This is a genomic window from Paenarthrobacter nitroguajacolicus (assembly GCF_051027655.1).
GTDB classification, from domain to species: Bacteria; Actinomycetota; Actinomycetes; order Actinomycetales; family Micrococcaceae; genus Arthrobacter; species Arthrobacter nitroguajacolicus.
Genome location: NZ_CP073235.1, coordinates 1 through 12,217, shown reverse-complemented (window position 1 = coordinate 12,217; position 12,217 = coordinate 1). Strand labels below are relative to the sequence as shown.

General features: G+C 59.4%; 11 protein-coding genes. 4 read left to right on the top strand and 7 right to left on the bottom strand.

Annotated elements, in window-relative coordinates:
• Positions 1–443: 443 nt before the first annotated feature.
• Complete coding sequence (locus KCX59_RS22190) at positions 444–2,192, top strand: hypothetical protein (RefSeq protein ID WP_179016893.1); 1,749 nt, start codon at positions 444–446, stop codon at positions 2,190–2,192.
• Positions 2,193–2,252: 60 nt separating this feature from the next.
• On the opposite strand, the gene KCX59_RS22185 is transcribed toward KCX59_RS22190, so the two are convergent.
• The 5 genes from KCX59_RS22185 to KCX59_RS22165 all read right to left on the bottom strand — a co-directional run bounded on the left by KCX59_RS22185 (position 2,253) and on the right by KCX59_RS22165 (position 6,152).
• Positions 2,253–4,010 carry a DNA cytosine methyltransferase gene (locus KCX59_RS22185; protein WP_179016891.1) on the bottom strand — a complete coding sequence of 586 codons (1,758 nt, stop codon included), beginning with the start codon at positions 4,008–4,010 and terminating at the stop codon, positions 2,253–2,255.
• A 4-nt stretch (positions 4,011–4,014) separates the two neighbouring features.
• The gene (locus tag KCX59_RS22180; RefSeq protein WP_179016889.1) at positions 4,015–4,548 is read right to left on the bottom strand and encodes a hypothetical protein; all 534 of its coding nucleotides are present in this window, start codon (positions 4,546–4,548) and stop codon (positions 4,015–4,017) included.
• A 375-nt stretch (positions 4,549–4,923) separates the two neighbouring features.
• Positions 4,924–5,643, bottom strand: coding sequence for a hypothetical protein (locus KCX59_RS22175; protein WP_179012646.1), 720 nt, complete (start codon positions 5,641–5,643; stop codon positions 4,924–4,926).
• 1 nt (position 5,644) lies between these two features.
• Complete coding sequence (locus tag KCX59_RS22170) at positions 5,645–5,947, bottom strand: hypothetical protein (protein ID WP_179012647.1); 303 nt, start codon at positions 5,945–5,947, stop codon at positions 5,645–5,647.
• A gap of 52 nt (positions 5,948–5,999) precedes the next feature.
• Positions 6,000–6,152, bottom strand: coding sequence for a hypothetical protein (locus tag KCX59_RS22165; RefSeq protein WP_179012648.1), 153 nt, complete (start codon positions 6,150–6,152; stop codon positions 6,000–6,002).
• A gap of 430 nt (positions 6,153–6,582) precedes the next feature.
• Here KCX59_RS22165 and KCX59_RS22160 point away from each other — a divergent pair, with 430 nt between their 5' ends.
• The 3 genes from KCX59_RS22160 to KCX59_RS22150 all read left to right on the top strand — a co-directional run bounded on the left by KCX59_RS22160 (position 6,583) and on the right by KCX59_RS22150 (position 10,421).
• Positions 6,583–7,488 carry a hypothetical protein gene (locus KCX59_RS22160; RefSeq protein ID WP_179016887.1) on the top strand — a complete coding sequence of 302 codons (906 nt, stop codon included), beginning with the start codon at positions 6,583–6,585 and terminating at the stop codon, positions 7,486–7,488.
• Positions 7,489–7,634: 146 nt separating this feature from the next.
• Entirely contained in the window at positions 7,635–8,648 is a 1,014-nt protein-coding gene (locus tag KCX59_RS22155) for a DUF932 domain-containing protein (protein WP_179016885.1), read from the top strand.
• 1,311 nt (positions 8,649–9,959) lie between these two features.
• Entirely contained in the window at positions 9,960–10,421 is a 462-nt protein-coding gene (locus KCX59_RS22150) for a hypothetical protein (protein ID WP_179016883.1), read from the top strand.
• Between the two features lie 129 nt (positions 10,422–10,550).
• Here KCX59_RS22150 and KCX59_RS22145 read toward each other — a convergent pair whose 3' ends face one another.
• Together KCX59_RS22145 and KCX59_RS22140 are read right to left on the bottom strand one after the other, a co-directional pair.
• Positions 10,551–10,814: a hypothetical protein gene (locus KCX59_RS22145; RefSeq protein WP_179016881.1), complete on the bottom strand. Its 264-nt coding sequence runs from the start codon at positions 10,812–10,814 to the stop codon at positions 10,551–10,553.
• Positions 10,811–11,587 carry a helix-turn-helix transcriptional regulator gene (locus tag KCX59_RS22140; RefSeq protein WP_179016879.1) on the bottom strand — a complete coding sequence of 259 codons (777 nt, stop codon included), beginning with the start codon at positions 11,585–11,587 and terminating at the stop codon, positions 10,811–10,813. The genes KCX59_RS22145 and KCX59_RS22140 overlap by 4 nt, the downstream gene beginning before the upstream one ends.
• Between the last annotated feature and the right edge of the window lie 630 nt (positions 11,588–12,217).

The following is a 12,217-nucleotide window of genomic DNA, read 5'->3' as shown; positions in this document are numbered from 1 at the left end:
TCAACAGCCAAGAGCCAGGCGGGGCGCCTTTGTGGCCCAGTCTACGGCATCGAGTCTGCCAGCGCCTGGAATGCGGGTGTGCCGGTCTTTACGCCGCGGACGAGGTTGCCCTTGCTTCGTCGCAGCCGCTATCCCTGTCTGGTTAGGGTGCCGTCCCAGCACGGTGCAACCTGCAGTTGGCTGAATCGCGGAAGCTTAGTTTGATGGCGAGGCCGGGGGATCTCGCCTTTCCGTCCCAAGCCTGACGTCGGAGGAAAAGAAATCCATAGGTGATGCCCTTCGTGCGGCCGAGACTCGATGCCGCTCCACCTTAGCGCCAGAACGATGCCGCTCACTTACCCGAGTACTCGGCCCTGATTGACGACGCCGTGCTTGCCTCTGCCTGGTCTTACGATTGAGGTCCCGCCTGCTGGGGCACGGGTACGAGAATGCAAGAGGGTAGCATGGCCGAAAATATCATTGAGTGGAAGCACATCGGCGAGGAACGTTTTAACCGAATCGTTGAGGCTTTGCTGATGCGCCTCTTTCACAAGCCACCGCACTCCACTGCTGAGGTCATCGACGGCCGCGGGGGCGATGGCGGGATCGATGTAGCCGTTTACGTGAACGGAAGGATCGACCGTATTTTCCAGCTCAAGCACTTCCCTGAGGGCTTTTCAGGCGGCTTCAGGGAAACCAGGCGGCCACAGATCAAGGACTCTTTCGACACCGCCTGGACCAATCACCAACCACCCAGGTGGACACTTGTCTTTCCAGGGAACCCCACCGTCCGCGAAAGCAAATACATCACCGGCCTGGGCAAGGGGAAAAACGTAACCCCCACAATGTGGGGGATTGCCCGTCTAGACAGCGAACTAGCACCGCACAGGGATTTGCTTGAATGGGCAACAAGAGACTCTCTCGTGGAAACACTGGCCAAATTCCATCAAGAAAAAGCTGCGCTCGCAGGCCCCGATGACCTTCATGAACGCTTGACGAATCTGCACGATCTGGCATCCAGCCGCAGTGCCTTCTGGGCAGTAGATCTGAGTGTTTCAGAGCATGGTGTTACTCAGGTCATTCGAGCGAAGGATCCCAGGGCAGCGGAGATGGAACCGTTGGGCTTCCGGTTCAATCTGACGGGTGAGAACCGGAAATTGGCGGATAGCCTTCAAGGGGTTCTGGACTTCGGGGTACGGCGTCGAGTAAGTATTCCTGGGTCGGCAATCAAGGACTTTGCTTCGATCGGACCGGAGTGGTTCACACCGAAGGGTGAGATTGAACGGGTGGAGTTCCGGGGTCCCGAGCCGCTGCCCAATGATGAGCAGGTGCGAGTAACTCTCGACTTCCTGGATGAAAGGGGCTTCTCTCAGACCACTCATCAGGGCTTGCTGACTGCTAGTAGCAGGGGTCCGAAGGGCAAAGCGTTCACAGCGATTTTCTACGGCATTTTCGAGTTGGATGCCGAAATTCCCTACGACCTAACCTCGTCGGGCAACACCGTCATGAGCGCCACGGTGGAGAAAGCCACAGTAAAGGACGCACTTGATAGCTTGCGTCTTATTGAAAACTTCGAGCAGGCATCGAATTTTAGGATCCTCTTTGAGGGTCAGCAGATTGCACAGGTTGAGACCGCAGAGGATGGCCCCTTGGGCCTGATTGACGCCTCAACACGGCTGCTGATTGAGGACCTTGGCGTCCTAGAGCAAAGACTCGGGGCGAGTTTCTTTGTCCCATCGAGTTTGTCTCCCCTTGAGCGAGTGATGATCCGTGTGGCGAGACTTCTGTCGGAGGGAAAGTCCACTTGGATGCCACCCCAGATTTCCTTGACGATGAAGGTAGCGGAGGATGGCTTAGAAGAGGCGGAGCAGAACTTACTTGAAGGGCATGCCGTGTTCATGCCGCTTCAGACTTTCCCCGTCGAGATCCAGGGCAGCAAATTTGATCTGGGGCCGACTGGACTCTTCCATCCGCACGTCGTGGCGCGTGATGCCGAGGAAATCCTGAAGGCTTTTGCTGCCGGAACAGCTGCGGGCCGTGTGGTGACCTTCGTACCGCAGGGGGAACGGCTGGTCCGAGGTATACCGCTCGGAGATATTAGCGCCCCCTCCGAACCGGTGGACTGGGGCTTGCAGCCGGACATCGCGGTACCAAACCTCGAACTACAAGACCGCTCGATGTTGGCTGTCAGTGGAGAGCTAGAGGACGCCTGAACCTTTGGAGGCATCGACAGGGAGCCCGTACCGTCGCAGACGTGCTGGCCTGCTTGGTAGTCACGCTGCTGCCTTGCCGTGTAGGGCTGATCGGAGGCGCGTGCCGATCCATTCTCCGACCTGTGGGGACACGGCGTTGCCGAAACCGTCAACCTGGTCGCGGGCTGATCCCCACACTTTGAAGGTGCCTTTGTAGTCGGCGAAATCTACGTCGAATCCGCATCCGCGGCCGATCTCGTATTCGCGCATCATCCGGAAGTAGCAGTCTTCGATAGTGAGCTGATCCAAGGCAGCGCGCCATTCAGCGGAGACAACGGCAGTGGTGTCACGTGAGGTCAGGGTCCCGAGGGGGTTGGTGGCGGCCCGCGGTGAAGTCACGTCGCCGGTGGATCCGTTGTTTTTTATGGTTCCTGCAGCGGTGAGCAGTCCTGGGATCTGTTCTGCTGTGACCGTGGGCATCGATTCGGCGTGAGTGGTTGGTGTGGTGTTCTTGCGGTAGGGAAGCACTCCGCTGCTGATGACAGCCATCGTTTCGGAGCCACCTTGGGTGGGCAGTGCTTCGTTCGCGCCGCGGGCTGCGCCTTGGAAGTTGTCCACTGCCAGTGCGAGCGGCGGAGTGAGGACCCCTTGGCTGTTGGTAGCTGTCTGTGAGGGCAGCGGCTGGGAAAGGTCACGGGTGCGGCATGTGGATCCAGGGTGTTCGTACGTGTTGCCTGCTGCCGCGATGAGCGCACCGGTGGAGAGTAGCCCGGTTTCCTGCTGGCTTGTCTGGGTAGACATTGGCTGCCAGGGGTGCCGCTCGGAGCCGTGCACAGCCTTTGCGGGCATGAGCACTGCAGGGAACTCACCAAACCGCTGCCGGCACCGTTCGGCCCTGGCCATCGTGGAGGCGGCAAGCGGCCGTTTCCGGTCCCCGATCCGGGTTCCAAGGTCGCTAAGGTCCAGTGTCTGCAGGGATGGAGCGAAGGACGGAATGACTTCGTTGCGGCAGGACGGGCAACGGTAGTTGTACTGCTTGCCGTAGCGGACCGATCCCGACGGCGGGACCCCGGTCTTCCACGTCCAGAGAGCCTGAACAACTGTCGAACACCGGCCGCACCAGGACTCTGGGCGGTGCTCCAGGTCTGGGGCATCCATGCGCTTATCCCAGAACGCGATGTAGAGCCTGTCGCGGGACTGCGGGACGCCGAAGAACATGGAGTTCAGGTAGAGGACGCGGTGGCGGTAACCGATCTGATCGAATTGTTTGAGCCACCACCGGTAGGTGGAGCCGTCTCCGATCTTTTGCTTGCCTCGGATTGCCGGGCCCCAGGAGGTGAGCTCCGTGGTGCATTCTACGAGGATCATGCGGGGCTTACGCTGCGATGCGTAGTGGAGAACGCAGTTGGCTGTTGCTCTGTCGCGTTCTGAACGGGTGACGCGTTCATCAAATTCAGGATCGTCGAGGTCGAACAGGGAAAGGCCTTGGGCGTAGGCCTTCTGAGTGTTGGCTTGGGAATGGTTGACGCATGAGACGCCGGCTACCAGGAGGTCAGCTGCGGGGAGATCACGGGCAGAGTGGTAGTCGGCGGACTCCGGGTTGATCAGATCCGCGATCCAGTGTTCGGCTTGGGGGTGGTTGGCTTCGTGGACTTCGACTTTGTAGGCGTTGTGGTTCGCGGCCATGATCGTCGTGAAGCCGGCCATCTCGATGCCTTTGGTCAGGCCTCCGAAGCCAGAGAAGAGATCTACTGCAACGAGATCGTCATGGCGGAAGAGTCGTCGTCGCGTGGCTGGTCTGTGAACAGCGGTTGATCGGGTCGTTGTCAGAACGCTCATAGCGTTACCTGCTGGTTGGTGCTTGCATCACCGAAATGTGTTCCTGGAGGGCCTGCCAGCGTTCAGTGGGGACGGTCTTATCGTGTTCAAGACGAAGCGCCAGGTGCGAGAGGAGCGCTGAGAGGCTGATGAGAGGCAGAGCTGTGGCGCATTCGAATTTGTGCAGCGCGACACTGAATGACCGGACGTACAGGCCGGCCCATATTGTTCCGGTCTCGGTGGAGAGGAAGTTTGCCACGACGTCGCCCAGTCCCTGTGTGAGTGGGGCGTTGATGTCCGTTTCTGCGCATTGGGCTTCGGCGACTCTGGAGGCAGCGGCTTCTGCCCCTGTTGCGATCAGCTCGGCAAGAAGAGCAGAGGGGACAGAGATTCCTTGGGAGTCCTGACGGGTTTGGGAGGATGCCCGGACCAGCTGCACTTCCGGCGTGCTTGAGCCGATGAATACGTTGTTGCCGGCCTTGGCTGCACGGATGTATCCGGGAAGGTGGCGCTTGAACGTCCGCAGCGGGACTACGGGAGTAACCGGGATGGAGCTCACGGCATGGTTCCTTTCACGGGGTGGTCTGGCGGTAGCTGGGCCCAGGGTCGCTGGATTCGACCTTTGGGCTTTGGGTAGCAGGAGTAGGTGGGCTTTCCAGGGGGATTGCAACCCGGCCATCTGACTCTGAGCGTTCCAGTGGCGAGGGCAGAGAGCGATGTTCTCGTCAGGTTGGACGGCTCTCGGCACATCACAGGCGCGGCATGATCCTGGGCGCTCATACTTCATCCGGCAGAGCCGCCTCAGCTGAAGCATCGTTGCTTGCGTCTATGAGCAGTCCGAAGACATTGAACGCCCGTGATTTGAAGTCCTCCAGGGGATCGTTGAGGAGCGCGTCCTCACTAACGTCTACTGCATCGGGCGGGGTGTCTGTTGTCAGCTGGCCAGGTGGGCTTCGGAGACGAGGTCGTTGCGTCCGTAGCGGTAGAGGCGTCGGGAGATGGTTCCCCAAGGACGTCCCAATCGTGCGGAGATCTCGTCGGGGTTGTTTCCGGTGAGGACCAAGAAGGTGACGTCCTCCACGATGGCTTCGGCCTTGCTTTGGCGGGCCGGGGGTTTCAGCGGGTCGTACGTCGCGTCTTCAATGGTGTCGTCGTCCCAGTGGATAGGGCCGAGATAGTCGGCCTTATTGGCGCGGATCGAGGTCCTGCTTGAGGGGCCGGGGTGGTCTGAGATGCGCGCGTAGGTTTCGCGTATGGCTGCAGCGTGGCTGGCCTGCACCCAAGGGCCAGAGCCGCTGCTGATCTCTTCGGCGTTTACACCTGAGATTTCGCTGATCTTTGTCAGCGGCCACCCGATGCTCTGTAGTGCTTCCAGCCTGCGTGTCGTGCCTGTTTTGGGAACGAAGTTGCGGCCTGTTGAAGCGCAGACGATCTTCTCAGGCGTTGTGTCGAGAATGAGCTGTTCGCAGTATCTGGAGACCCGGCTCTGCTGCCCTGCATGTATCTGGCGAATGGCTGAGAAGGAGACTCCCGCAGCGCGCGCTATGGAGCGCAATGAAGCATGCTGTTCGGCCACGAGGACAGCGATGTGTTCGCGGGCCGGGCCTGCGCCGGTTTCACCCCTGACCCGTGTGGAAGTCAGTTGCGTGGCCATATCAGTCCACCTTTCGAAGCTCGTACCCCAACGCCTCCGCAAGTGCGATGAGCAGGAGTTCACTGGAGGGCAGTTGCAATTCGGACCCCTCGCGGAGTTGTTCAACCAACTCGTGTTCCTCCGTGTTGGTGCACGAGCAATCGGCAGTGATCCTTCGAGCCTCGCCGAGGGCGCTCTCTAAGGGCTCACCGTCAGCCATGGAGGGATCCAGCACCCATTGCCCCTGGTCTCTGACGAGATTGAGCACGACGGCGTCCTGGATCAGGTGCCCGAATTCCGGGGCGGTGGCTTCTATGAGGGTCATGGTCAGGGTCCTTTCAGATCTTTTAGCAGGGAACAGGGTAGGGATGCGATGCCTAGGCTGCGTCGATAAAGTGCTGGATGGTGCACTCGATGGCGTAGTAAGCCGCTGCGGCATTGCTTGCCTTGATGGCCTCCATAGCGGCGACCTCTTCCTGTGCGTGACCGAGTAGAATCTCGAGCTCTTCGGTGCTAAGTGTTTTGGTCATCCTCAGCCTCCCCTTTTGTTAATGTCACATAAACATATTATGCACTCGCAGCCAATGTCAACAACCTTGCGATTACATCTGCATGAGCACCACGACTGAAGTAGGTGGCGACTGCGGCGCTTCTCCAATGGCAGGACTCCACAACCACCAAAAGACCCTCTTGGAGAACGCCCAGGAAGATCACCTACCAGAGATGGCACCCACAAAAAACCCGAACGCAGGAAGCAACCCAACTCCATGGCGCTCGCCGGCTGCATGGGGAAGCGGATCGAGGAGTGGCGTGGCCGTCGTTCACGCGGCGTAGGCGAGAGCTGCGTGTCTATGAAAGGGGAATGAATGGTTTCTTGGAGAACTCAAAGCCGGCGCGATAGAGGCGCGCCAAGAGTCGGCCGGTGAAGTCCGGGAGACGGGCATAGCCTTTCTCCGGATAGTGATCCCCGTATCCATCGTTTCGATGGTTAGCCTGTTCCTTTGGTTCGAGGCTGGGTATCGGGCGGCCGCAGTTCTCCTGGACGCGCTTGCGGATGCCTACCAGCGGAATCCTATGGAGACCGTGAAGGCTGCTGGATTCGTTTTCGCCATCGTCCTGCTTGCCAGGTATGCCATGCGCAGAAGACGGCGCGTCATGGGGCTCCGAAGGGTTATGACTGTTAATCCTGCCAGCGCAGGAATGGTCGTCATGGGATCCTCACTTGAGCCCCGTTCGATGGGCCCCATGCAGGCAGAGTTCAGGGCCGTCGCCAAGAAGCATGGCAGGAGTATCGCGGAATATGCGATAGCAAAGAGTTTCCCGGGTGAGTCTTTGGACGCCATCCTGGCAAGGGCGGACGATGCCGTTCTGGATCTGCCTCCGCTGACCCTTGTTGGTATCGCCCGCCACGAAGCAGCCCATACCGTGGCGGCTCATGCCTTGGGGGCTGTTCCCATGCGGGTGGAAGTCTACGGCGTGGAAGAGGTCGGACACGCCAGATGGTCGTACCCAGAAATGGCGTCCAAGCAGCACAACTTCTACTGGATTTCATTAGTTATTTCTCTCGCCGGGAACCTGGCGGATCAAGCGGAAGGGCGAGGTAACTCTGGCTCGCACGGAGACCTTCGATCGGCGGATCAGGGCGTGTACAGGATCATTTCCAACGGAATCAAGCCGGAAGGCTACGAAGGCGAACTAGACCCCAGTGCCCTCATAAATGCCGCTCGCGAAAAGGCCTGGTCCATTCTTCACGATCACCAATTCCAATACGAGAACCTGGCCAGCGAGCTGCTGGAACATCGCCGACTCAACTCACACCAGATCCGCGACATCCTCTCACTGAAAGACAGCCGGGAAGGGGCCTAAACGTATCGCGCTAGGGTGCGGTACGCCACTGGAGTGCGGTGCGAAAGAGGATGGCTCGACAGAAGTATCGCAACGCTGTTGACGCCGATCAAAAACCATGTCTAATATGTTTATGTCAGATCAACAAATTAACAAGGGGAAACACCATGGCTCACGACATCGAAATCTTCCAGAACGGCACCGCAGCCTTCGTCTCCGCTCGTCAGGACGCATGGCACCGCCTCGGCACAGTCACCGAGAACGCGATGAACGCCCAGGAGGCATTGGATCTGGCGCTGCTCACCAAATGGAACGTCCGCAAAGTCGCACTTCGCACTGAACCGATGCTCTCCGCAGAAGGCGTCACCACCCTCACCGTTCCCGACCAGTTCGCTACCGTCCGAACCAACCCCGTAAGCGGAACCCCCGACGTTCTCGGGGTCGTGGGCAAGAGGTACCAGCCCATTCAGAACGAGGAGCACACTGACCTGCTCAACGCTCTGGTGGACGAATCCGGAGCCCACTTCGAGACCGCCGGATCCCTCAAAGGCGGCCGGGAAGTCTTCGTAACCATGAAGATGCCTCAGCACATGAACATCGGCGGGGTCGACAGCGTTGACCTCTACCTGGCTGCCCTCAACAGCCACGACGGCAGTTCCGCTTTCCGGTTCCTCGTCACCCCCGTTCGAGTCGTATGTGCCAACACACAGGCCGCAGCCCTCCGAGCAGCGCGGTCCACCTTCTCCGTCCGCCACACCCGCGGCGCATCAGCAGCCATCGCCCAAGCCCGTCAAGCACTCGGCCTGACATTCAAGTACCAGGACGCGTTCCTGATCGAAGCTGAACATATGATTCAGCAAACCCTGACCGACGTCGCCTTCATGGCCATCATGGGCAAGCTTTTCCCGGCGCCGGCCGCCGACGCTCCCGCATCCACTCAACGCCGCCACGCCGACCGAACCACCGAACTGGAAAGGCTCTTCACTGACGCCAACACCAACGAAGCGATCCGCGGAACCCGGTGGGCTGGATACCAAGCAGTCACCGAGTATGTCGACCACTTCGCCCCCGTACAACGCAACAAGTGGACGACAAGCTTCGAAACCGCCCGCGCAATGCGGGCGCTCAGCACCCCCGTCGTGAACCTCAAATCCCGAGCCTTTGAACTCCTGAAGGCATAACAAGAGACCCTGCGGGGAATGGCTCAGCCCATTCCCCGCAGGGTCCGCCCTCATGGGCCAGACACGCTTGCCCCTGGCTGGGATGCATCGCCCGGCTGGGTGCCTCAGCCCGTGCCTACGCCGCCCGGCGGGTAGGTTAGGCGCAGAAGGTCGGTAACGCAGCCTCCCCCAAGGGGATGCGTGCCGGCCTCTCGCACCAGTGCGCTAGCGATTCGTGATTGGAACTGCGGTCACGAAATAGAGTCCTGAACTCGCTGTTCCCGCATCTCCCGTTGATAGTAAACCCACCAAATTAAGCTCTGATAGGGCCAGTCGCGGGCCGGAAAATCATAGAATGCAGGCTTGCGCCAAGGATCGGGCTCACCTGTAGGCCCAGGAACCTGGCCCCATAGAAAACGAGCCAGCCGAACTGACCAAGGAATCCTAGGAGCAGTCGTCTCTATCCGGCGAAGGGCATACCTAATCGGCCAATGGAAAAGCTTGCCAACGGCAGGCAGTTGCGTGAGGCGCTGATACCACACAGACCACCAACGCGAGGCCGGCAGGCTCTTCGGCCATAGCTGACCGTTCTGCACTGTCTTGACCCAAGACAGACCAGCGCCATCTGTGAAATGAAGTTCCAGCTCGTGAGCGGAAACAGCAAAAGTGCAGTGAACAGCCTCGACCTGTCCACCCCCAAGGTAGGGGATCAGGGTAGGTATCGGGTCGTCAAGAAGCTCGAGGAGTGTCCACTCGGGTTCAGACTCCTTTCCCACGTGGGAAGGGCTCACCCGGCGAAAGACCATTATGTTCGTGATGGCCGTGTCTGAGTCGTTGCAGATTTCCAAGGTGGGCCACTCTGCCCGCCAGATAGTTTCTTTTGGTGACGCACCAGGCAGCTTTAAATGCGGTTGGCTAACAAGCAAAGAAACTCTTGCCGCTTGATCCCGCCGACGGTCCTCAGCTAGTGCCCGGCGGTCTCGTTGGCCTTGCAGGAACAACTTAATGGTGAAGACGGCTAGGAAGCAGTTGAGAGCAAACTGACCCACGTCAACGAGATCCTTCATTGGCATGCGCCCACACCTTTTCCTGTCTTTGAACTGGTCTATGAGTTTAGAGCGCACCCGGCCCCAAGCGCGTTTCGGGTGAGCCTTCCCACACGGCGCGTTCGCGGTGCGGCGCACTGGGCTTATGAGGATGAACCTGACTGCTGCTGTTGGCTCGTGATCCGTTGGAGCCCTAGCCGTGTCGCGCTCCCTTTCCGTGGTTCTGTGGGTCGTTGGAATCTCCGGCGGCGGTTAGCCGGGGTGGAGTGCGACTAGTTTTGTTGCCATGGACGGACCACTTTCTTTAGCCTGCAAGACCTTCACCGTTGTTCATGCCCGATGGGCGGCGCGTCGAGGGAAGTTGCGGAAGACTGTGAGAGGTATTGGGCATGTTATTTGGGATCAGGATGGCAGCACTTGCCGGATTTACATCCCTGCCCGGCTGGAAGCTGAACACGCCCCCTCAGTCGTCGATTCCCTGAGCGAATACGTAGGGGAGCCGCTCAGCTACACCTCTGCTGAAACGCTGGCTCTAGTCATGACCCGTCCCGAAACCCTCGACCGGGTTCCTCCCGGTTTTGTTGCCATTGAGCTGAGCAAGTGGAACACCGGCATCGGCTGGTACGAGGCGAACCGCATCCTGACTTCAGTTGAAGTCGATAACGCCTGGCAGCAAATCCTTGACCAGATCGGCACTGAGAAAGCACGGTGGCACACATACAGCCCCGAGCTGCCCGGGTTCGGATAGGGCAGCATGGGTGCCGGCCGGCCGACAATGCAAGCAAAGCAAGTCTTGTTTGTCTTGTTGTCGGGCCCGTGGGCATCCATTCGAATCCTTGGAGTCTCTTGGCGGATTCGGATGGTCCCCGGCCGCAACTTACGACTTACCGAGGGCTGGAGTGTTGCGCCTGATGTGCTTCCACACTTTGAGCGTGCCGAGTACTACAGGGATGGCCCCTAGCCCTACGGAAAGCAGGAAGTGCCCTCCCAAAAGGGTAATAATTGCGGCCAGCAGCGCGACGACGGCCACGAAGCAGCACGTGACCGTGATGATGAGTGTCTGGAGTCTGGCCGTGCGCTTTTGGTTCCCCAGCGCTCGGTCAAGGACCGCAAGCGCTGTTGGGTGGTCATGCTTGCTCATAGCATCACCGGCCCCTTGGCTTGTTCTGGGGTGGGAACAGAAGTGAAACCCGCAGGGGGCGTTATTTTGCCCGCGCCCACAGCAAGGACAACCTGCCTGCGGAGCCGATAAACGTGGCCTTCTACTGCCCTGGCGGTGAGCCCGAGCTGCTCGGCTACTTCCACTTGGGAATAGCCCTGGTACAGCAGACCGAGAATCGGCAGTTGCTTGGGCTTAGCCAGGGCAAACACTTGCTGGACGGTCTGTGCCATGTCCACCTGGTCAGTGAAGGCTAGAGACCGGTTGGGATCCAACCACGGGGCGGCGGCCGTTTGATATGCCGTGAGCCATCGGCGGTCCCGAGACTTTGCCCAAGCCCGGTAGGCGGTGGAGAAGTTCATGACACAGGCGCCAATAAAGTAGGTCGTCAGCGCAGCGCCCTTCTCGGCTTTCCAATAGCGCACGTTCTGAAAGAAGAAGGGGACAGCCAGGAGCAACACTTCTGCCGCCAGTTCGTCTCGATGTTCTTCCGACTCACGAAGAAGCCGGTGGTCATCAAAATCGAACTTGACGGAACGCCCCTTGGCCAGAGATGCCTTGACCAACTCTCCAGTTCGCAGTTGGGTCTTCACGACCTTGAAGCCGTAGATCCAGAAGTGATCGTGCACGAGCTTCTTCTCTGCGGGAGTCAGTTTGTCATTGACGATGGCCGCTGCCAGCTCCGCGTGCGGCCATGCCCGCCGGCCGATCATCAAGGGCCGAGGGCCGGTTTCGCCTGCTTCAACAGGGTTCATTTCATCCAAATCTTCACTTGGGGCCACAACCCCTCCAATCCATTGTCTCTTGCGTTTTACGCCTCAGTGTCGTTATATGCAGAAACTTTCGGGTACCCCACAAACCTGAATCCGCCCGTTTTCCAAACTGATAAAAGCTTGACGACATCTTTCTTGCCCCTCCGTTATCCGGGCTGCCTTTGTGCCCGGAATATAGGTATAGAGATGCGGCACTTTGCACTTGACCGCAGTTGTGGACTTGCTGCGCTGTTTCCCAACTCCGCTCTCTTGACCGTTGCCGGCGTTCCGCCGTTGTTTGGTGGCTTCTATGCCTTGTATGCGTGGGTGGGTTGGCAACTGTAAACCGCAGTGCCTTTTGCCCCCAGGCCTCAGCGGCGTAAGCTCCGCATTGCTCTCCTCGCTCAACCACCGGGCCGTGCTTTTCCTGTCACCTCTGTGTGCGTGCGCCCCGCACCTGCCCTCCTCGTCTTGCCCTGGCCGCTGCGCCTCTCGCTGCTGCCCGGCCCCTTCCTGCCCCCGCCTCCCCCTCTGCTCCTCCTTCCCGCCGCGGCGGTGGTGTCGGCTGTTGCCTGCCGCGGCTGTTGCCTGCCGCGACTGTTGCCTGCCGCGACTGTGCCTGGTAGGGCGTTT

Excerpts from the sequence above, each read along its gene's own strand:
- KCX59_RS22190 (WP_179016893.1), top strand. The coding sequence starts at position 444 with ATGGCCGAAAATATCATTGAGTGGAAGCACATCGGCGAGGAACGTTTT.
- KCX59_RS22185 (WP_179016891.1), bottom strand. The coding sequence starts at position 4,010 with ATGAGCGTTCTGACAACGACCCGATCAACCGCTGTTCACAGACCAGCC.
- KCX59_RS22175 (WP_179012646.1), bottom strand. The coding sequence starts at position 5,643 with ATGGCCACGCAACTGACTTCCACACGGGTCAGGGGTGAAACCGGCGCA.
- KCX59_RS22170 (WP_179012647.1), bottom strand. The coding sequence starts at position 5,947 with ATGACCCTCATAGAAGCCACCGCCCCGGAATTCGGGCACCTGATCCAG.
- KCX59_RS22165 (WP_179012648.1), bottom strand. The coding sequence starts at position 6,152 with ATGACCAAAACACTTAGCACCGAAGAGCTCGAGATTCTACTCGGTCAC.
- KCX59_RS22155 (WP_179016885.1), top strand. The coding sequence starts at position 7,635 with ATGGCTCACGACATCGAAATCTTCCAGAACGGCACCGCAGCCTTCGTC.
- KCX59_RS22150 (WP_179016883.1), top strand. The coding sequence starts at position 9,960 with ATGGACGGACCACTTTCTTTAGCCTGCAAGACCTTCACCGTTGTTCAT.
- KCX59_RS22145 (WP_179016881.1), bottom strand. The coding sequence starts at position 10,814 with ATGAGCAAGCATGACCACCCAACAGCGCTTGCGGTCCTTGACCGAGCG.
- KCX59_RS22140 (WP_179016879.1), bottom strand. The coding sequence starts at position 11,587 with ATGAACCCTGTTGAAGCAGGCGAAACCGGCCCTCGGCCCTTGATGATC.